Origin of the sequence: Sandarakinorhabdus sp., from assembly GCF_051860625.1 — a bacterium.
Lineage (GTDB): Bacteria > Pseudomonadota > Alphaproteobacteria > Sphingomonadales > Sphingomonadaceae > Sandarakinorhabdus.
Genome location: NZ_JBHYDQ010000003.1, coordinates 137,183 through 154,243 on the forward strand (window position 1 = coordinate 137,183; position 17,061 = coordinate 154,243).

Below are 17,061 nucleotides of genomic sequence, written 5' to 3' on the forward strand. Positions count from 1 at the left end.
ATGCCGAAACGTGTACTCCAGGGCACCGTGGTGTCCGACAAGGGCGACAAGACGGTCGTCGTGCTGGTGGAGCGCAAGGTCGCGCACCCCGTGTATGGCAAGATCATCCGCCGTTCGAAGAAGTATCACGCCCATGACGAGGGCAATGTGATCAAGGCTGGTGACACGGTGCGCATCGAAGAATGTGCGCCCATGTCCAAGCTGAAGACGTGGTTGGTTCTTGAAAAGGTCGTCTGAGGCGACCTTTTCGGGGACTGTGCTCGAAAAGGTCGGTTGATCCGAACTTTACGGGATTTTCTAGAGGCGTCTGCCGGTCGGAATCGGCAGACTTTTGAGTGAAGGATCGAAAACATGATCCAGATGCAGACGAACCTCGATGTGGCGGACAATAGTGGCGCCAAGCGGGTGATGTGCATCAAGGTCCTGGGCGGCTCCAAGCGTCGCTTTGCCGGCGTGGGCGACATCATTGTCGTGTCGGTGAAGGAAGCGCAGCCCAAGGGCAAGGTGAAGAAGGGTGATGTGCACCGCGCTGTCGTGGTGCGCACCGCCAAGGACATCCGCCGCGCCGATGGCTCGGTGATCCGTTTCGACAGCAATGCTGCCGTGTTGATCAACAAGAACGAGGAGCCGATCGGCACCCGCATCTTTGGGCCGGTGGTGCGTGAACTGCGCGCGTCGGGCCACATGAAGATCATCAGCCTGGCGCCGGAGGTGCTGTAATGAGTGCTTTGAAGATCAAGAAGGGTGACACGGTCATCGTCCTGTCCGGCAAGGACAAGGGCAAGGAAGGCACCGTGACCCGCAACCTGCCGCGTGATGGCAAGCTGGTGGTGTCGGGTGTCAACCTGATCACCAAGCACAACAAGCCGTCGCAGTCGAACCCCAACGGCGGCATCGAGCGTATCGAAGCGCCGATGGCGGCCAGCAAGGTGGCGATCAAGGACCCGACCACGGGTCAGCCGACCCGCGTCGGTTTCGAGATGGTGGACGGCAAGAAAGTGCGCGTCGCCAAGAAGTCGGGAGCCCGGATCGATGGCTGAGAACCCAACCACGCTGCCGCGCATGCAGACGCTGTATGCCGACACCATCCGTGCGAAGATGACGGAGCTGTTCGGCTACAAGAACGTCATGGAAGTGCCGCGCGTCGACAAGATCGTGCTCAACATGGGTGTCGGTGAAGCCACCCAGGACAAGAAGAAGGTCGAGCAGGCCGCCGGTGAAATGGCGCTGATCGCAGGGCAGCGCCCGGTGATCTGCCGCGCCAAGAAGTCGGTCGCGCAGTTCAAGCTGCGTGAAGGCATGCCGATCGGCTGCAAGGTCACGCTGCGCCGTGAGCGCATGTATGAATTCCTGGACCGGTTCGTCACGATCGCGCTGCCGCGCGTGAAGGATTTCCGTGGCCTGTCGGCCAAGTCGTTCGATGGCCGCGGCAACTATGCCTGCGGGATCAAGGAACAGCTGATTTTCCCGGAAATCAACTATGACCGGATCGACACGATCCGCGGCATGGACATCATCGTGACGACCACCGCGAAGACCGACGAGGAAGCCCGCGCGCTGCTCTCGCTCTTCGGGTTCCCGTTCGTTGGCTACACTCTTGAAAAGCAGGCGGCCTGAACCATGGCAAAGCTGTCGATGATCAACAAGAATGAGCACCGCAAGGCGCTCGTGGTGAAGTACGCCGGCAAATATGCCGTGCTGAAGGCGATTGCCAATGATACCAACCGTCCCGACGAGGAGCGGTTGATGGCGCGCCTGAAGATGGCGGAACTGCCGCGCAACGCGAACCCGACCCGGGTGCGCAACCGTTGCGAACTCACCGGGCGCCCGCGCGCCTATTACCGCAAGTTCAAGCTTTCGCGCATCATGCTGCGGGAACTGGCCAACAAGGGCCTGATCCCCGGTGTGACCAAGTCGAGCTGGTAAGGATAGACCCATGTCAATGTCTGATCCGCTGGGCGACATGCTCACCCGAATCCGGAACGGCCAGCAGGCCCGCAAGGATTCCATTTTGACGCCGGCGTCCCGCCTGCGTGCCCGCGTGCTCGATGTGCTGCAGCGCGAAGGCTATATCCGCGGCTATTCCTCGGTGCTCGATGGCGTGCACCAGAATCTGCGCATCGACCTGAAATATTTCGAAGGTCGTCCCGCCATCCAGCATGTTGCCCGTGTGTCGAAGCCCGGCCGCCGCGTTTACAGCGGCGCCACCGAGCTGCCGCGCATCCGCAACGGGCTGGGCATTGTCATCGTTTCGACGCCACAGGGCGTTCTGTCGGATGCGGAAGCACGCGACCAGAATGTTGGCGGCGAAATCCTCTGCCAGGTGTTCTGATATGTCGCGCATCGGAAAAAAGGCCGTCGCCATTCCGGCCGGCGTTACCGCCACCATCAACGACCGGATCCTGTCGGTGAAGGGGCCCAAGGGCGAGATGTCGATGCCGCTGGTGGACGACATCAGCTACACCATCGATGCCGGCCTGATCGCCGTGCAGCCGGCCAGCGATACCAAGCGCGCCCGTGCCTTCTGGGGCATGCAGCGTACTTTGGTGTCCAATCTGGTGACCGGTGTTTCGGCCGGCTTCACCAAGGTGCTGCTGATCACCGGCGTTGGCTATCGTGCATCGGTACAGGGCTCCAACCTCAAGCTGCAGCTCGGCTACAGCCATGATGTCGATTTCGCGATCCCGGAAGGGATCACGATCAAGACGCCCGATCAGACCACGGTGGAAATCAGCGGGTCCGACAAGCAGCGTGTTGGTCAGGTTGCCGCCGAAATCCGCCGCTGGCGCAAGCCGGAGCCCTACAAGGGCAAGGGCATCAAGTATCGCGGCGAGTTTATCTTCCGCAAGGAAGGGAAGAAGAAATGAGCAAGCTCACCCCTTTCAACCAGCGTCGACGCCGGGTGCGCACCGCCATCCGCCTCAAGAGCGGTGGCCGTCCGCGCCTGTCCATCCATCGTTCTTCGCAGCATATCTATGCGCAGGTCATCGACGACACCAAGGGCATCACCCTGGCGGCCGCATCGAGCCTGGAGAAGGACATGCGCGATGCGTCGGGCGCCACCACCACCGCAGCAGCGGACGTTGGCAAGCGCCTGGCCGAGCGGGCCAAGGCGGCTGGCGTGTCGGCGGTCGTGTTCGATCGTGGCGGTTTCCTGTTCCATGGCCGCGTGAAGGCGCTCGCCGAGGGAGCCCGCGAAGGCGGGCTGGAGTTCTGAGATGGCTGATGAAATCGAAGTGACCGGCGCTCCGCCGGAAGCCGAAAACCGCGGACCTGGTGGTGGTCGGGGCAATCGGGGTCGTGGTCCCGGCGGCGGTGACAATCGTGGCCGTGGTGGCGGTGATCGCCGTGGTGGCCCCAATGATCGCAACAAGCGTGGCCGTGACAACAGCGGTGAACCGCCGGGCGAAGAGCTGATCGAAAAGCTGGTCCACATCAACCGCGTGTCGAAGACCGTCAAGGGCGGCAAGCGCTTCGGCTTTGCGGCACTGGTCGTGGTCGGCGACGGCAAGGGCCGGGTCGGTTTTGGTCATGGCAAGGCGCGCGAAGTGCCGGAAGCCATCGCCAAGGCGACGGCGGCCGCCAAGAAGGCGATGATCCGCGTCTCGCTGCGCGAAGGCCGCACCCTGCACCATGATGGCTATGGCCATTTCGGCGCCGGCAAGGTCTATGTGCGCTCGGCAACGCAGGGCACCGGCATCATCGCTGGTGGTCCGATGCGTGCGGTGTTCGAATCGCTGGGCGTGGCCGACGTGGTCACCAAGTCGGTGGGCACCAACAATCCCTACAACATGATCCGCGCCACTTTTGCGGCGCTGTCCGGCCAGGTCAGCCCGAAGAGCGTGGCCCAGCGCCGCGGCAAGAAGGTGGTGGATCTGCTGGCTCGGCGCGGCGATGTTTCGGCCAAGGCGGCCGAAGCTGAAGCCGAAGCTGTGGCTTGAGGAGCGATATCATGGCCAAGCTGAAAGTCACCCAGATCGGTTCGCCGATCCGCCGCACGCCCATTCAGGAAAAGAACCTGATCGGGCTGGGCCTCAACAAGATGCATCGTTCACGCGAGCACACCGACACGCCGGAAATTCGCGGCATGATCGCACGCGTGGCGCATCTGTTGAAGGTTGAAGAAGTCGCCTGACTCTTCACCCCATTATTGAAATCAAGCGCGTAAGCGAAAGCGAGTGCATCACATGACGACGAAACTCAGCGACCTTCACGACAATCCCGGCGCCCGCAAGAAGCGCGTGCGCGTTGGCCGCGGCATCGGCTCGGGCGTCGGCAAGACCTCGGGGCGCGGCCAGAAGGGCCAGACCAGCCGGTCCGGCGTTGCCATCAAGGGCTTCGAAGGCGGCCAGATGCCGCTGCACATGCGTATCCCGAAGCGTGGCTTCAACAATATCTTCCGCAAGGATTATGCGGTGCTCAACCTGGGCACGCTGCAGTCGGCGATCGATGCCGAGCGCATTGATCCTGGCCAGGTGATCGACGCGCAGGCGCTGGTCGATGGCGGCATCATCACCCACGCCCGCGACGGCGTGCGCCTGCTGGGCGTCGGCACGCTGACCGCCAAGGTCAATCTCAAGCTGGCCGGTGCTTCGGCCACGGCCAAGGCGGCGGTCGAAGCGGCTGGCGGCTCGATCGAGTTGCCGGCACCGGCACCGGCGCCGCTGACCAAGGACGAAGCCAGGGCCGCGCGCGCTGCCGCTCGTGCCGCAAAGACCGCGAAGTAAGAACAAGTCCGGGTCAACAGACCCCATGGCAATTGCGCCGCGTGTCGCCTACATGGAATGGCACGCGGCGCTTCGCCGTTTACGGACCAGCATGATCGGGTAAGGTGCCATGGCGTCAGCCGCCGAACAAATGTCCGCGAACCTGTCGTTCGCCAACTTCTCCAAGGCCACCGAGCTGAAGAACCGGATCTGGTTCACGCTCGGCGCGCTGGTGGTGTTCCGCCTGATCAGCTTCGTGCCCTTGCCCGGTATCGATCCGCTGGCGCTGTCGACCCTGTTCGATCAGACGCGCGGCGGCGTGCTCGATTTCTTCAACATGTTTTCCGGTGGCGCACTTGAGCGCATGAGCCTGATTGCATTGGGCGTTACCCCCTACATCACCGCTTCCATCGTGGTGCAGTTGCTCGGCTCGCTGTTGCCCAGCTTCATCGCGCTGAAAAAGGAAGGTGAGGCCGGCCGCAAGACGCTGAATCAATATACGCGCTATGGCACCGTGTTCCTCACCATCGTGCAGGGCTATGGCATTGCCGTGGGCCTGGAAAGCTGGGGTGCCGGCACTGGCGCGTCGGCCGTGCTCGATCCGGGCTGGTTCTTCCGTATCTCGATCGTCATCTCGCTGCTTGGTGGCACCATGTTCCTGATGTGGCTGGGCGAACAGATCACCAGCCGCGGCATCGGCAATGGCATTTCGCTGATCATCATGGCCGGCATCGTGGCGCAATTGCCCTCGGCGCTGGGCACGATGTTTGAACAGGGCCGCACTGGCGCGATTTCGGGCGGCTTCGTGCTGCTGGTGGCGGTGCTGGCGCTGGCGACGATTGCCTTCATCTGCCTGATGGAGCGCGCGCAGCGCAAGATCCTGATCCAGTATCCCAAGCGCCAGACCGGCAACCGCACTTTCCAGGGTGACAGCAGCCACCTGCCGCTGAAAATCAACACCGCCGGCGTGATCCCGCCGATCTTTGCCAGCTCGCTGCTGCTGATGCCGCTCACCGTGGCGCAATTCTTCAGCCAGCAGGGCCAGTTGCCGGAATGGATGACCACGGTCACCACCGCCCTGCAGCACGGCGCGCCGCTCTATATGTTCCTCTATGCCGCCGGCATCATCTTCTTCAGCTTCTTCTACACCGCGGTGGTGTTCAACCCGGAAGAGACGGCGGAAAATCTGAAGAAATATGGCGGCTTTGTGCCCGGCATCCGTCCGGGTGCGCGCACGGCGGATTATCTCGATTATGTGCTCACCCGGTTGACGGTCGTGGGCGCCGCCTACCTCACCCTCATCTGCCTGTTGCCGGAATTCCTGATCAGCGAGCTGGCCGTGCCCTTCTATTTCGGCGGCACTTCGCTATTGATCGTGGTGAACGTGACGATGGACACGGTCGCGCAAATCCAGAGCCACATGCTGGCCCATCAATATGAGGGACTCATCAAGAAGTCCAAACTCAGGGGGAATCGCCGTTGAACTTGATCTTGTTGGGCCCGCCGGGAGCGGGCAAGGGGACCCAGGCCAGCCGCCTCGTCAAGGAACGCGGCCTTGTGCAGCTTTCCACGGGTGACATGCTGCGCGCGGCCGTTGTCGCCGGGACCCCGGTGGGCCTAGCCGCCAAAGCGGTGATGAACAGCGGCGGCCTGGTGTCGGATGAGATCGTCAACGGCATCTTGTCGGAACGACTGGATCAACCCGACGCACGCGCCGGTTTCATCCTCGATGGCTATCCGCGCACCGATGTGCAGGCCGATGCGCTGGACGCGATGCTGGCCGCCAAGGGCCTGCGCCTCGATCATGTCATCGAACTGGTGGTGGACGAGGATGTGCTGGTCGATCGCGTGACCGGGCGCTTCACTTGCGCCAACTGCGGCGAAGGCTATCATGATCGGTATAAATTGCCGGCCACCGAAGGCGTTTGCGATGCGTGCGGCAGCACGGAGTTCAAGCGCCGCGCCGATGATAACGAAGGCACAGTGCGCCAGCGCATGGCCGAGTATCGTGCCAAGACGGCGCCGATCATCCCGCATTATGCCGGTCGGGGCATCGTCAGCCGGGTGGATGGCATGGCCAGCATGGACGATGTTGCAGTGAGCATCGACGCGATCGTGGACGCCCAATCGGGGGTTTGACGTCCGGCCTGGTAAACAGGCTTGACAATGGCGCGACTCCTGCTTAGGCCGCTCACTTCCGCATGGACGGACGTGAACCGGCGGCCCGCCTGGGTGGTCGGCACGTTGCTTTGAGATGGTGGTTCCCTGCCCCGAACCGCCGTGGAGCATGAAAGGATCAATTTGTGGCACGTATTGCGGGTGTTAACATCCCGACCAACAAGCGCGTTGAAATCGCCTTGACCTATATTCATGGCATCGGCCGGACCACCGCCAGCCGTCTGGCCTCGGAACTCGGCTTCCCGCCGGAGCGCCGCGTTCAGGACCTGACCGACGCCGAAGTGTTGCTGATCCGCGAAAAGATCGATCGCGAACTGACCGTCGAAGGGGATCTTCGTCGTCAGAATTCGATGAACATCAAGCGGTTGATGGATCTGGCCTGCTATCGCGGTCTGCGCCATCGCAAGGGCCTGCCGGTCCGCGGCCAGCGCACCCACACCAACGCCCGCACCCGCAAGGGCAAGGCCAAGCCGATCGCCGGCAAGAAGAAGTAAGCGCGGTTTCGCTGCTCTTCTTCATCACAGGCTTTAAGGGAAATTTGAAATGGCTCGCGAAGTAGCTCGCATCAAGCGCCGGGAGCGCAAGAACATCACCAGCGGCGTGGCGCATGTCAACGCCAGCTTCAACAACACCATGATCACCATCACCGATGCGCAGGGCAATGCGATTGCCTGGTCGTCGGCCGGGACCATGGGGTTCAAGGGCAGCCGCAAATCGACGCCGTTCGCGGCGCAGATGGCGGCCGAAGATGCCGGCAAGAAGGCCGCCGAACACGGCGTCCGCACGCTGGAAGTCGAAGTGCGTGGCCCCGGGTCGGGCCGCGAATCGGCATTGCGCGCGCTGCAGGCGGTGGGTTTCACCATCACCGCGATCCGCGACGTGACGCCGATCCCGCACAATGGCGTGCGCCCGCCCAAGCGCCGCCGCGTCTGAACCGTCTGCCCTGGCGCCGGGGCCCCGACGGCGCTTGCGTTCCATACCCAACGTACAACGGGACGAGCGGGTGACGATCCGCCCCTTCCAAGACCGAGGTGAACACTGTGGCAGTCATCGCCAAGAACTGGACTGAACTCAAGAAGCCCAACCGCCTGGAGCAGCGCGCGACCGGCGACGGCAAGCACAAGGCGGCCTTCGTCGCCGAACCGCTGGAGCGTGGCTTTGGCCTGACGCTGGGCAATGCCCTGCGCCGGGTGCTGCTGTCCTCGCTGCAGGGCGCCGCCGTCACCGCGATCAAGATCGACGGCGTGTTGCACGAATTTTCCAGCCTGACCGGTGTGCGTGAAGACGTTACCGACATCGTGCTGAACATCAAGCAGGTGGCGATTCGCATGGCCGGTGATCAGGCCAAGCGCGTTTACCTGAACGCCACTGGCCCCGGCCCGGTCACCGCTGGCCAGATTGCCGTCACCGGCGACATGGAAGTGATGAACAAGGGCCTGGTGATCTGCACGCTGGACGAAGGCGCCACGCTGAACATGGAACTGACGGTGGAAACCGGCAAGGGCTATGTTCCGGCCAGCGCCAACCGCCCGGCGGATGCGCCGATCGGCCTGGTGCCGGTCGATGCGCTCTATTCGCCGGTGCGCCAGGTCAGCTACAAGGTGGACAACACCCGCGTCGGCCAGGAACTGGATTACGACAAGCTGACGATCACGGTGGAAACCGATGGCAGCCTGTCGCCGGACGATGCGCTGGCCTATGGTGCCAAGATCCTGCAGGATCAGCTGCAGTTGTTCGTGAACTTCGAAGATGCCGTAGTGGTGGCGCCAGTGGCGCATGCAACGACCGGCGGCGTGGTCGAAGTCGACGACAGTGCCAGCATCAACCGCTATCTGCTCAAGAAGGTCGATGAACTGGAATTGTCGGTGCGGTCGGCGAACTGCCTGAAGAACGACAATATCATCTACATCGGCGATCTGGTGCAGAAGACCGAGAGCGAAATGTTGCGCACCCCGAACTTCGGCCGCAAGTCGCTTAACGAGATCAAGGAAGTCCTGTCCCAGATGGGCCTGCGCCTTGGCATGGAAATCGCCGGTTGGCCGCCGGAGAATATCGAGGAAATGGCTAAGAAGCTCGAGCAAGAGTTCTGAGGTTCGGCCGTCCGGCAACGGGCGGCCGGATTTCAACAGGGGCGTCTGGCTGACCCCATCATCAGCCTGGATCAGGGTACCTGATACGGCCCGGATACGAACGGAGAAGACCAATGCGCCACGGCGTCGCCCACCGCAAACTCGGCCGTACCAGTGCGCATCGCATCGCGATGCTGCGCAACATGTCGGCCAGCCTGATCAAGCATGAGCAGATCAAGACGACTCTGCCCAAGGCCAAGGAATTGCGCCCCTACATCGAAAAGCTGGTGACGCTGGCCAAGCATGGTGGCCTCTCCAACCGCCGTCTTGCCCAGGCCCGGCTGGGCGATGAAACCCAGCTTGCGAAGCTGTTCGACGAACTGGCTGCGCGCTACGCCAGCCGGGAAGGCGGCTATATCCGCGTCGTCAAGGCCGGCGTGCGCCGGTCGGACGCGACGCCGATGGCGATCATCGAGTTCGTGGACCGCAATGTCGATGCCAAGGGCCAGGATTCGGGCCCGATCCAGGAATTTGGTGACGACGACTGAGCTGTTGGCCGCTAAAGCCAGCCCAAGCGTTTTTGCCACAAGGACCTGCCAGCATGACCGACGAAATCGATCTGGGCGCATCGCCTGAAAATGGCTTTGAAAATGAAGGATTCGGGGGGGAACCGCTGCCGCAGGTGGCGATCATCACCCAATATGTGAAGGATCTGTCGTTCGAAAATCCGAATGCGCCGGGCAGCTTGCAGATGCAGGGCCAGCCGCGCATCGACGTGAATGTCGGCGTCAACGCCCGCAAGGCCGCTGACAATGTCTTCGAAGTCGAGCTGAAGATCACTGCCAAGGCCGATGTGGATGGCACTGCCACCTTCCTCGTTGATTTGCTCTATGCCGGCCTGTTCGGCCTGCAGAATGTGCCGGAAGAAGCGCTGGAGCCGTTCTGCATCATCGAAGCCCCGCGCATCCTGTTCCCGTTTGCCCGTCGCATCATTGCCGATGCGGTGCGTGATGGTGGCTTCCCGCCGCTGATGCTCGATCCGATCGATTTCGGCGCGCTGTATCTGGCCCAACAGGGCGGCAACGGCCAAATCGGCAACGCGTAGCGCGGCGCGTGGCCAGCGCTCCGCGCTGGACACCGACTCGCGCAAGCGCGGCCGGCGAGGCGGTCAGCCCTCAGGCTGACCGAGCTCGTTCGACGTCACGACGCGGCTTTGCCGCGGCGCCTTGCACTATTGCCGGCAACACGTCATCCCCAGCGCGATGAACCTCGTCCGCGCCACTGCCACCATCGGCAGCTTCACCCTGCTGTCCCGCATCGCCGGCTTCGTCCGCGATGTTCTGCAGGCGACCTTGCTCGGTGCCGGCATGGCCGCTGACGCTTTCCTGATCGCCCAGCGCCTGCCCAATTTGTTCCGTGCGCTGTTTGCCGAGGGCGCATTGGCTGCGGCCTTCGTGCCGATGCTCAACCAGCGGATCGGCGCCGAAGACGGCAGGCTGGACGGCGCCCGCCGCTTCGCCGAAGCCGTACTGGCAGTGCTGCTGCCGTTCCTGCTGCTGTTCACGGTCGTGATGGTGGTGGGTGCCGCGCCGGTGGTGTGGGCGCTCACCGGCGGCTTTCCCGACGCGTCGCCGGACAAATTCGCGCTCACCGTCCACTTCACGCGGCTGACCTTCCCCTATCTGATGCTGATCAGCCTCGTGTCGCTCTTGGGCGGCCTGCTCAATGCGGTCGGGCGCTTTGCGGTGAATGCTGCCGCGCCGATCCTGCTCAACCTGGTGCTGATCACCGGCTTGTTGTTGTCGGCTGGCGACGATGCGGCGGCGGTGGCCGGCGTGCAGGCGCTGTGTGTGACGCTGGGCGGGGTGGCGCAATTGATCTGGCTGATGTGGTCGTGCAATCGCGCCGGCCTCGGCCTGCGCTTGCGCTGGCCGCGCCTGACCCCCGAGGTGAAGACCCTGCTGCAATTGATCCTGCCCGCCGCGCTGGGGGCCGGGGCCGTGCAGATCAACCTGCTGATCTCCACAGCGCTCGCCGCGCGCTTCCTGGGTGAAGGTGCGGTCAGTTGGCTCTATTATGCGGATCGCCTCAACCAGCTTCCGCTCGGCATCATCGGCATCGGCGTCGGCACGGCCTTGCTGCCGGCCATGTCACGCCTGCTCGCCGCCGGTGACGCCAGCGCCGCGCTGGCCCAGCAGAACCGCGCGATCGAATTGGTGCTGCTGCTCACATTGCCGGCCGCGGCGGGCCTGGCGCTGGTGGCCGGCCCGATCATCAGCGTGCTGTTCCAGCATGGCGCCTTCACCGCGCTCGACACGCGGCAGACCGCCGCCGCGCTGGCCGCGTTTGCGCTCGGGCTGCCGGCTTATGTGCTGATCAAGGTGCTCACCCCCGGCTTCCACGCGCGCAGCGATACCCGCACGCCGGTGCGGGTGGCGCTGGGCGCGATGTTGGTCAATCTGGTGGCGAATCTGGTGCTGGTGTGGCCGCTCGGCCATGTCGGCATCGCGCTGGGCACGGCGATCGCCGCCTGGGGCAATGCCGGCGTGCTGTGGTGGCTGCTGATGCGGCGCGGGCAGTTCGCGCTGGATGAACGCGCCCGGCGCAGCCTGCCGCGGTTGGTGCTGGCCACACTGGCGATGCTGGCGGTGCTTTGGCTGGCAGAGCAGGGCATCGGCAGGCTTACGACTGCCGATGATGGACTGGCGCTCAGGATTGCCGCACTGGCACTGTTGCTTGGGTTGGGCGGCCTCGCCTATGTGGGCGCGGCGCGCGCGCTTGGCCTGTTCACGCTGTCAGGGCTGCGGTCGCAATTGAAACGGAAACGCACATGAAACGGGTTTTTTCGGGCATTCAGCCCACCGGCAATCTGCATCTGGGCAATTATCTCGGCGCGATCCGCAATTGGGTGCGGCTGCAGGACGAGGCCGAGTGCATCTTCTGTGTCGTCGATCTGCATGCCATCACCGTGGCGCAGGATCCGGCCACGCTGCGCCGCGGCATCCAGGAAATGGTCGCCGCGCTGATTGCTGCTGGTCTCGATCCCGAACGCTGCATCCTGTTTCCGCAAAGCCGGGTGCGCGTGCATGCCGAACTGGCCTGGGTGCTGATGTGCACGGCGCGCGTCGGCTGGCTGAACCGTATGACCCAGTTCAAGGAAAAGAGCGGCAAGGACCGCGAAGGTGCTTCGGTGGGCCTCTATACCTACCCGGTGCTGCAGGCCGCCGACATTCTGGCCTATCGCGCCACCCATGTGCCGGTGGGCGAAGATCAGAAACAGCATCTGGAGCTGGCGCGCGACATCGCCATCAAGTTCAACAATGATTATGGTGTCGAGCTGTTCCCGCCGCCCGAGCCGGTGATCGAAGGCCCGGCCACCCGCGTGATGAGCTTGCGCGATGGCAGCGCCAAGATGTCGAAGAGCGATCCCAGCGACCAGAGCCGCATCAACCTGACCGACGATGCCGACACCATCGCCGCCAAGATCAAGCGTGCCAAGACCGACCCGGAAGCGCTGCCATCCGAAGCAGCCGGGCTGGTGGGGCGGCCGGAGGCGGCGAATCTGGTCAACCTGATGGCGGCCTTGACCGACAGCAATGTGGCGCAGGTGCTGGCCGAACACGGCGGCAAGGGCTTTGGTGCGTTCAAGCCGGCATTGGCCGACGTGATGGTCGCGAAACTGGCGCCGATCACCGCACGTTTCAACGCGTTGAAGGACGACGCCAGCGCCATCGAAGCCATCTGCGCCCGCGGTGCGGACCGCGCCCGCGCCATTGCCGAGCCGGTGCTGGCCGATGTGCACCGGGCCGTAGGGTTTGTGGCGTAATGCCGCAGCTCACATTACCGGTCGTTCATGTGGCAGTCAGTTGCGTTGCACGATTGTTGGCGCATAACGCTGCTATAACTTTGCCCAAGGCTGCACAGATGAAACCCGTCCGTTTTTCCACTCGCATTGTCACCCCGTTGCTCGCGGCACTGGCGCTCAGCGCCTGTGTGGCGCCGTTCGAAGCCCGCGTGGCGCGCTTCCAGCAACTGCCGGCCCCCGCCGGCAACAGCTTCGTGATCGAACCGCGCGACAAGACGCTGGAAGGCGGGCTGGAATTCGGCACCTATGCCGAACTGGTCCGGCAAAAGCTGGTGGCTGCCGGTTATCAGCAAGCGGCAAACGCTGATTCTGCGGCGCTGGTCGTTCAGTTGGATTATCACGTCACCGCACCGCGCGAGAAGGTTCGGTCAGCGCCAGGGATCGGCTGGGGCGGTGGCTGGGGCGGTGGCTGGGGCGGTTGGGGCGGCGGCTTTGGCGGCTGGGGTGGCTTTGGCGGCTGGGGTCCCTATTGGGGACCGGGCTGGGGCGGCTTTGGGGGCTTTGGTGGCGGCTTCGGCAACGAGGTCTATTCGGTCACCCAATATAATACGGTGGTGGCGATGCGCATCAACCGCGCCGCCGACAAGCGCAGTGTGTTCGAAGGCCGCGCCGAAACCGTGAGCAGCAGCAACAACCTGACGCGGCTGGTGCCAAATCTGGTGACAGCGATCTTCACCAACTTCCCCGGCAACAGCGGCGAAACGGTCAGCGTGCGCTTCAACCCGGCCAAGCCGGACGTGCCGCCGACAGTCAAATCGGTCGGCTGATCCGGTTTGCGAATGAAAAAGGGGCGCTGCGGATCACCGCAGCGCCCCTTTTTGTTGCCGCCGCTCAGTTGCGCGGCGTTGGTTCGCTGTAGCCCATGCGATTGGTGCGGTCTTGCGCCCAGGCTTCGACCTGGCGGCGATCGCAGCCGGTGAAGCCGGCCGGGCCAACGGCGCTGCAACTGCCGATGCTGTTGCCGGCGCCGCCGGTGCCATCACCCAGCAGCAGGGATCGGTTCTGGGTCAGCACGCTCTGGCGGTTCTCGGCGCGGCGCAGGGGTTCGGGAATGCGATAGATTTCCGATTCCGGCAGCCGCGCGCACACCACCACTTCATCGGCAGAGGTCGGCTGCGGGCATTCTTCATTGCCGAACACTGTCACCATGCGCTGGCGCGGCTTGGTGCCGTCGCCGGACGGGATATCGGCGGGTTTCAGCATGGTCGGCCGCGGCGGCGCCGTCGTCGGGTTGGCCGGGGCTTGCTGGGCAGCGGCAGGCAGCGACAGCGCCAGGACGACAAGGGCAAGCAAACGGCGCATCAGATCAGGCTCCAGCATCGGATAACCGCGCAAGATTAGGCGGTTTTGCCGGCCGGGGAAACCAGCAATCCAAAAGGGAATGTGCCGGGGCGGGGCTGTCTCTCGGCTGAACCGACCAGCCTCAGCCGATCTTTTCGGCCAGGATGGTCAGGCCCTGCGGCGTGACTTCGGCAAAGCCGCCTTCGATCTCATAGCGCTCGGTGGGCGCGCTGCCTTCCGTGGCATAAACCTCGATGGTGCCGGGGCGGATGGTGCTCATCATCGGCGCATGGCCGGGCAGCACGCCAAAATCGCCTTCACTGCCGGGCACGACGACCATCGCCACCTTGGCCTTGGCGATGCGGCGTTCCGGGGAGACGAGTTCGAAATCGAGAAGATCAGCCATTTTCATCCTCTTCTCCCCTCCCCTTGAGGGGAGGGGTCGGGGGTGGGGCTGTGCCATTCAGGACCAATTCCGTCCCAACATAGCCATTCCCCACCCCCAGCCCCTCCCCTAAAGGGGAGGGGAGTTGTCGTTACGCCGCGTCAGCTGCCAGACGCTTGGCCTTGGCCACCGCGTCTTCGATGGTGCCGACCATATAGAATGCCGCTTCCGGCAGATGGTCATATTCGCCGTTGACCACCGCCTTGAAGCCCTTGATCGTGTCTTCCACGCTGACGAACACGCCGGGCGAGCCGGTGAAGATTTCGGCGACGTGGAACGGCTGTGACAGGAAGCGCTGGATCTTGCGGGCGCGCGACACCGTCAGCTTGTCCTCTTCGGAAAGCTCATCCATGCCCAGAATGGCGATGATGTCCTGCAGGCTCTTGTACTTCTGCAGGATTTCCTGAACCGAGCGGGCGACGCGGTAGTGCTCCTCACCCACCACGCGCGGTTCCAGCACGCGGCTGGTCGAATCGAGCGGATCGACCGCCGGGTAGATGCCCAGTTCCGAAATCGCGCGGCTGAGCACGGTCGTGGCATCGAGGTGGGCAAACGAAGTGGCCGGCGCCGGATCGGTAAGATCGTCGGCAGGCACATAGATCGCCTGCACCGAGGTGATCGAGCCCTTGTTGGTGGAGGTGATGCGCTCCTGCAACTGGCCCATGTCGGTGGCCAGCGTCGGCTGATAGCCTACCGCCGACGGGATGCGGCCGAGCAGCGCCGACACTTCCGAACCGGCCTGGGTGAAGCGGAAGATGTTATCGACGAAGAACAGCACGTCCTGGCCTTCGACATCGCGGAAATATTCGGCGATCGTCAGGCCGGACAGCGCAACGCGGGCGCGGGCGCCGGGCGGCTCGTTCATCTGGCCATAGACCAGCGCCACCTTGGAGCCTTCGGAAATGGCATTGCCGTCTTCATCCTTGGCGATGACGCCGGCATCGAGGAATTCATAATAAAGATCATTGCCTTCGCGGGTGCGCTCACCCACGCCGGCGAACACGCTGGTGCCGCCGTGGCCCTTGGCGATGTTGTTGATCAGTTCCTGGATCAGCACGGTCTTGCCCACGCCGGCGCCGCCGAACAGGCCGATCTTGCCGCCCTTGGCATAAGGCGCCAGCAGATCGATGACCTTGATGCCGGTCACCAGAATGGCCGCTTCGGTCGACTGATCGACGAATTCTGGGGCCTTGGCGTGGATGGGGGCGGTGTTGGTCTGATCAATGGGGCCGCGCTCGTCGATCGGTTCGCCGATGACGTTCATGATGCGGCCCAGCGTGGCGGGGCCCACCGGCACGCGGATCTGGCTGCCGGTGTCGGTCACTTCCTGGCCGCGGACCAGGCCGTCGGTGGCGTCCATGGCGATGCAGCGCACGGCGTTTTCACCCAGATGCTGCGCGACTTCGAACACCAGGCGGCGATCGCCGATGCGGGTTTCCAGCGCGGACAGAATCGCCGGCAATTCGCCTTCGAAGGTCACGTCGACAACGGCGCCGATGACCTGGCTGATGCGCCCGACATTGTTGGTGGTATTTGCCATGTGGCCTGCTCCTTAAAGCGCTTCGGCGCCCGAGATGATCTCGATCAATTCCTTGGTGATCGCGGCCTGTCTCGTGCGGTTATAGGTGATGGTGAGGCGGTTGATCATGTCGCCGGCGTTGCGGGTGGCGCTGTCCATGGCGGTCATGCGGCTGCCCTGTTCGGACGCGGCATTTTCCAGCAGCGCGCGGAACACCTGCACGGCGAGATTCTTCGGCAGCAGATCTGCGAGGATCGCTTCCTCGTCGGGTTCATACTCGACCGACGCATCGGCCCCCGATTGGGCGTCGCCAGCGGCAGGCAGCGCAGCAGGGATGATCTGCAGCCGCGTCGGCGTCTGCACCAGCGCCGAGCGGAAGGTGGAAAAGAACAGATGCGCTACATCGAACTCGCCGGCTTCATAGCGGCTGACCACGGCTTCGGACACCGCCTTGGCGTCCGTGAACGCCAGCGCCTTCACATGGGTCATGTCCACCGTGTCGATGATCAGATCCTTGTGGGTGCGGGCGAACGGCGCGCGTGCCTTCTTGCCGACGAACATCAGCTTCACCGTCTTGCCCTGCGCCAGCAGCTCTTCCATCGTGCGGCGCGCCAGCCTCGCGATGTTGCTGTTGAAACCGCCAGCCAGGCCGCGCTCAGAGGAGCAGACCACGAGCAGATGCACCTGATCCTTGCCGGTGCCGGCCAGCAACTTCGGCGATTCCGGGCCCACCGTCACGCGGCTGGCCAGCGACGCCATCACGGCGGCCATACGCTCCGAATAGGGGCGCGCGGCTTCTGCGGCTTCCTGGGCACGGCGCAGCTTGGCCGCAGCGACCATCTTCATCGCCTTGGTGATCTTCTGGGTCGACTTCACCGAAGTGATGCGGACCTTGAGGGCTTTCAAGCTTGGCATTTCGCTCTTTCTTGCACCGTCACCCCGCACGTGATGCGGGGCTAGGCTTTCCTTCATCTGGCCGCAACAGCCAAGCCCCGCAT

Annotated in this window: 25 protein-coding genes; 21 read left to right on the forward strand and 4 right to left on the reverse strand. The window is 63.7% G+C overall.

What is annotated here, in order from left to right; translation table 11 throughout:
- The 21 genes from rpsQ (at window position 1) to ACTIEZ_RS04825 (ending at window position 13,585) form a co-directional block, all read left to right on the forward strand.
- Window positions 1-237: a 30S ribosomal protein S17 gene (gene rpsQ, locus ACTIEZ_RS04725; protein WP_439545499.1), complete on the forward strand. Its 237-nt coding sequence runs from the start codon at window positions 1-3 to the stop codon at window positions 235-237.
- Between the two features lie 114 nt (window positions 238-351).
- Window positions 352-720, forward strand: a complete 369-nt coding sequence (gene rplN / locus ACTIEZ_RS04730; RefSeq protein WP_353199432.1) for a 50S ribosomal protein L14 — start codon at window positions 352-354, stop codon at window positions 718-720.
- Window positions 720-1,040: a 50S ribosomal protein L24 gene (gene rplX, locus ACTIEZ_RS04735; protein ID WP_439545500.1), complete on the forward strand. Its 321-nt coding sequence runs from the start codon at window positions 720-722 to the stop codon at window positions 1,038-1,040. The genes rplN and rplX overlap by 1 nt, the downstream gene beginning before the upstream one ends.
- On the forward strand, window positions 1,033-1,617 hold the full coding sequence (gene rplE / locus ACTIEZ_RS04740) for a 50S ribosomal protein L5 (protein WP_439545501.1): 585 nt from the start codon (window positions 1,033-1,035) through the stop codon (window positions 1,615-1,617). Before rplX ends, rplE begins: the two co-directional genes overlap by 8 nt.
- A gap of 3 nt (window positions 1,618-1,620) precedes the next feature.
- Window positions 1,621-1,926 (forward strand): 30S ribosomal protein S14, encoded by a 306-nt coding sequence (gene rpsN / locus ACTIEZ_RS04745; RefSeq protein WP_439545502.1) that lies wholly within the window; start codon window positions 1,621-1,623, stop codon window positions 1,924-1,926.
- Window positions 1,927-1,936: 10 nt separating this feature from the next.
- Window positions 1,937-2,332: a 30S ribosomal protein S8 gene (rpsH, locus tag ACTIEZ_RS04750; RefSeq protein WP_439545503.1), complete on the forward strand. Its 396-nt coding sequence runs from the start codon at window positions 1,937-1,939 to the stop codon at window positions 2,330-2,332.
- A 1-nt stretch (window position 2,333) separates the two neighbouring features.
- On the forward strand, window positions 2,334-2,867 hold the full coding sequence (gene rplF, locus ACTIEZ_RS04755; protein WP_439545504.1) for a 50S ribosomal protein L6: 534 nt from the start codon (window positions 2,334-2,336) through the stop codon (window positions 2,865-2,867).
- Complete coding sequence (gene rplR, locus ACTIEZ_RS04760) at window positions 2,864-3,217, forward strand: 50S ribosomal protein L18 (protein ID WP_439545505.1); 354 nt, start codon at window positions 2,864-2,866, stop codon at window positions 3,215-3,217. The genes rplF and rplR overlap by 4 nt, the downstream gene beginning before the upstream one ends.
- A gap of 1 nt (window position 3,218) precedes the next feature.
- Window positions 3,219-3,941 carry a 30S ribosomal protein S5 gene (gene rpsE, locus ACTIEZ_RS04765; protein WP_439545506.1) on the forward strand — a complete coding sequence of 241 codons (723 nt, stop codon included), beginning with the start codon at window positions 3,219-3,221 and terminating at the stop codon, window positions 3,939-3,941.
- Between the two features lie 11 nt (window positions 3,942-3,952).
- Window positions 3,953-4,135: a 50S ribosomal protein L30 gene (gene rpmD, locus ACTIEZ_RS04770; protein ID WP_439545507.1), complete on the forward strand. Its 183-nt coding sequence runs from the start codon at window positions 3,953-3,955 to the stop codon at window positions 4,133-4,135.
- 52 nt (window positions 4,136-4,187) lie between these two features.
- Entirely contained in the window at window positions 4,188-4,727 is a 540-nt protein-coding gene (gene rplO, locus ACTIEZ_RS04775; protein WP_439545508.1) for a 50S ribosomal protein L15, read from the forward strand.
- Window positions 4,728-4,836: 109 nt separating this feature from the next.
- Window positions 4,837-6,189, forward strand: a complete 1,353-nt coding sequence (gene secY / locus ACTIEZ_RS04780) for a preprotein translocase subunit SecY (protein WP_439545509.1) — start codon at window positions 4,837-4,839, stop codon at window positions 6,187-6,189.
- Complete coding sequence (locus ACTIEZ_RS04785; protein ID WP_439545510.1) at window positions 6,186-6,845, forward strand: adenylate kinase; 660 nt, start codon at window positions 6,186-6,188, stop codon at window positions 6,843-6,845. Before secY ends, ACTIEZ_RS04785 begins: the two co-directional genes overlap by 4 nt.
- Before the next feature lie 164 nt (window positions 6,846-7,009).
- Window positions 7,010-7,378, forward strand: a complete 369-nt coding sequence (gene rpsM, locus ACTIEZ_RS04790) for a 30S ribosomal protein S13 (protein ID WP_439545511.1) — start codon at window positions 7,010-7,012, stop codon at window positions 7,376-7,378.
- A 49-nt stretch (window positions 7,379-7,427) separates the two neighbouring features.
- Window positions 7,428-7,817 carry a 30S ribosomal protein S11 gene (gene rpsK / locus ACTIEZ_RS04795; protein ID WP_156254317.1) on the forward strand — a complete coding sequence of 130 codons (390 nt, stop codon included), beginning with the start codon at window positions 7,428-7,430 and terminating at the stop codon, window positions 7,815-7,817.
- A gap of 107 nt (window positions 7,818-7,924) precedes the next feature.
- The gene (locus ACTIEZ_RS04800) at window positions 7,925-8,974 is read left to right on the forward strand and encodes a DNA-directed RNA polymerase subunit alpha (protein ID WP_439545512.1); all 1,050 of its coding nucleotides are present in this window, start codon (window positions 7,925-7,927) and stop codon (window positions 8,972-8,974) included.
- Window positions 8,975-9,087: 113 nt separating this feature from the next.
- Window positions 9,088-9,501, forward strand: a complete 414-nt coding sequence (rplQ, locus tag ACTIEZ_RS04805) for a 50S ribosomal protein L17 (RefSeq protein WP_439545513.1) — start codon at window positions 9,088-9,090, stop codon at window positions 9,499-9,501.
- A gap of 53 nt (window positions 9,502-9,554) precedes the next feature.
- The gene (gene secB / locus ACTIEZ_RS04810; RefSeq protein ID WP_439545514.1) at window positions 9,555-10,058 is read left to right on the forward strand and encodes a protein-export chaperone SecB; all 504 of its coding nucleotides are present in this window, start codon (window positions 9,555-9,557) and stop codon (window positions 10,056-10,058) included.
- 157 nt (window positions 10,059-10,215) lie between these two features.
- Window positions 10,216-11,787 (forward strand): murein biosynthesis integral membrane protein MurJ, encoded by a 1,572-nt coding sequence (murJ, locus tag ACTIEZ_RS04815; protein ID WP_439545515.1) that lies wholly within the window; start codon window positions 10,216-10,218, stop codon window positions 11,785-11,787.
- Entirely contained in the window at window positions 11,784-12,779 is a 996-nt protein-coding gene (trpS, locus tag ACTIEZ_RS04820) for a tryptophan--tRNA ligase (RefSeq protein WP_439545516.1), read from the forward strand. Before murJ ends, trpS begins: the two co-directional genes overlap by 4 nt.
- A 98-nt stretch (window positions 12,780-12,877) precedes the next feature.
- A complete protein-coding gene (locus tag ACTIEZ_RS04825; RefSeq protein ID WP_439545517.1) occupies window positions 12,878-13,585 on the forward strand; it encodes a DUF4136 domain-containing protein in 708 nt (235 codons plus the stop codon).
- A 64-nt stretch (window positions 13,586-13,649) separates the two neighbouring features.
- On the opposite strand, the gene ACTIEZ_RS04830 is transcribed toward ACTIEZ_RS04825, so the two are convergent.
- From ACTIEZ_RS04830 to ACTIEZ_RS04845, 4 genes are all read right to left on the reverse strand, one after another.
- Window positions 13,650-14,153, reverse strand: a complete 504-nt coding sequence (locus tag ACTIEZ_RS04830) for a hypothetical protein (RefSeq protein ID WP_439545518.1) — start codon at window positions 14,151-14,153, stop codon at window positions 13,650-13,652.
- Window positions 14,154-14,241: 88 nt separating this feature from the next.
- Window positions 14,242-14,511 carry an ATP synthase F1 subunit epsilon gene (locus ACTIEZ_RS04835; RefSeq protein WP_439545519.1) on the reverse strand — a complete coding sequence of 90 codons (270 nt, stop codon included), beginning with the start codon at window positions 14,509-14,511 and terminating at the stop codon, window positions 14,242-14,244.
- A 124-nt stretch (window positions 14,512-14,635) separates the two neighbouring features.
- Complete coding sequence (gene atpD / locus ACTIEZ_RS04840) at window positions 14,636-16,084, reverse strand: F0F1 ATP synthase subunit beta (protein ID WP_439545520.1); 1,449 nt, start codon at window positions 16,082-16,084, stop codon at window positions 14,636-14,638.
- A gap of 12 nt (window positions 16,085-16,096) precedes the next feature.
- On the reverse strand, window positions 16,097-16,978 hold the full coding sequence (locus tag ACTIEZ_RS04845; RefSeq protein ID WP_439545521.1) for a F0F1 ATP synthase subunit gamma: 882 nt from the start codon (window positions 16,976-16,978) through the stop codon (window positions 16,097-16,099).
- Between the last annotated feature and the right edge of the window lie 83 nt (window positions 16,979-17,061).

Excerpts from the sequence above, each read along its gene's own strand:
- rplO (WP_439545508.1), top strand. The coding sequence starts at position 4,188 with ATGACGACGAAACTCAGCGACCTTCACGACAATCCCGGCGCCCGCAAG.
- ACTIEZ_RS04825 (WP_439545517.1), top strand. The coding sequence starts at position 12,878 with ATGAAACCCGTCCGTTTTTCCACTCGCATTGTCACCCCGTTGCTCGCG.
- rpsE (WP_439545506.1), top strand. The coding sequence starts at position 3,219 with ATGGCTGATGAAATCGAAGTGACCGGCGCTCCGCCGGAAGCCGAAAAC.
- ACTIEZ_RS04845 (WP_439545521.1), bottom strand. The coding sequence starts at position 16,978 with ATGCCAAGCTTGAAAGCCCTCAAGGTCCGCATCACTTCGGTGAAGTCG.
- ACTIEZ_RS04835 (WP_439545519.1), bottom strand. The coding sequence starts at position 14,511 with ATGAAAATGGCTGATCTTCTCGATTTCGAACTCGTCTCCCCGGAACGC.
- secY (WP_439545509.1), top strand. The coding sequence starts at position 4,837 with ATGGCGTCAGCCGCCGAACAAATGTCCGCGAACCTGTCGTTCGCCAAC.
- murJ (WP_439545515.1), top strand. The coding sequence starts at position 10,216 with ATGAACCTCGTCCGCGCCACTGCCACCATCGGCAGCTTCACCCTGCTG.
- rpsK (WP_156254317.1), top strand. The coding sequence starts at position 7,428 with ATGGCTCGCGAAGTAGCTCGCATCAAGCGCCGGGAGCGCAAGAACATC.
- trpS (WP_439545516.1), top strand. The coding sequence starts at position 11,784 with ATGAAACGGGTTTTTTCGGGCATTCAGCCCACCGGCAATCTGCATCTG.
- rplE (WP_439545501.1), top strand. The coding sequence starts at position 1,033 with ATGGCTGAGAACCCAACCACGCTGCCGCGCATGCAGACGCTGTATGCC.
- rplN (WP_353199432.1), top strand. The coding sequence starts at position 352 with ATGATCCAGATGCAGACGAACCTCGATGTGGCGGACAATAGTGGCGCC.
- rpsQ (WP_439545499.1), top strand. The coding sequence starts at position 1 with ATGCCGAAACGTGTACTCCAGGGCACCGTGGTGTCCGACAAGGGCGAC.
- rpsN (WP_439545502.1), top strand. The coding sequence starts at position 1,621 with ATGGCAAAGCTGTCGATGATCAACAAGAATGAGCACCGCAAGGCGCTC.
- rpmD (WP_439545507.1), top strand. The coding sequence starts at position 3,953 with ATGGCCAAGCTGAAAGTCACCCAGATCGGTTCGCCGATCCGCCGCACG.
- secB (WP_439545514.1), top strand. The coding sequence starts at position 9,555 with ATGACCGACGAAATCGATCTGGGCGCATCGCCTGAAAATGGCTTTGAA.
- rpsH (WP_439545503.1), top strand. The coding sequence starts at position 1,937 with ATGTCAATGTCTGATCCGCTGGGCGACATGCTCACCCGAATCCGGAAC.
- rplX (WP_439545500.1), top strand. The coding sequence starts at position 720 with ATGAGTGCTTTGAAGATCAAGAAGGGTGACACGGTCATCGTCCTGTCC.
- rplR (WP_439545505.1), top strand. The coding sequence starts at position 2,864 with ATGAGCAAGCTCACCCCTTTCAACCAGCGTCGACGCCGGGTGCGCACC.
- rplQ (WP_439545513.1), top strand. The coding sequence starts at position 9,088 with ATGCGCCACGGCGTCGCCCACCGCAAACTCGGCCGTACCAGTGCGCAT.
- atpD (WP_439545520.1), bottom strand. The coding sequence starts at position 16,084 with ATGGCAAATACCACCAACAATGTCGGGCGCATCAGCCAGGTCATCGGC.
- rplF (WP_439545504.1), top strand. The coding sequence starts at position 2,334 with ATGTCGCGCATCGGAAAAAAGGCCGTCGCCATTCCGGCCGGCGTTACC.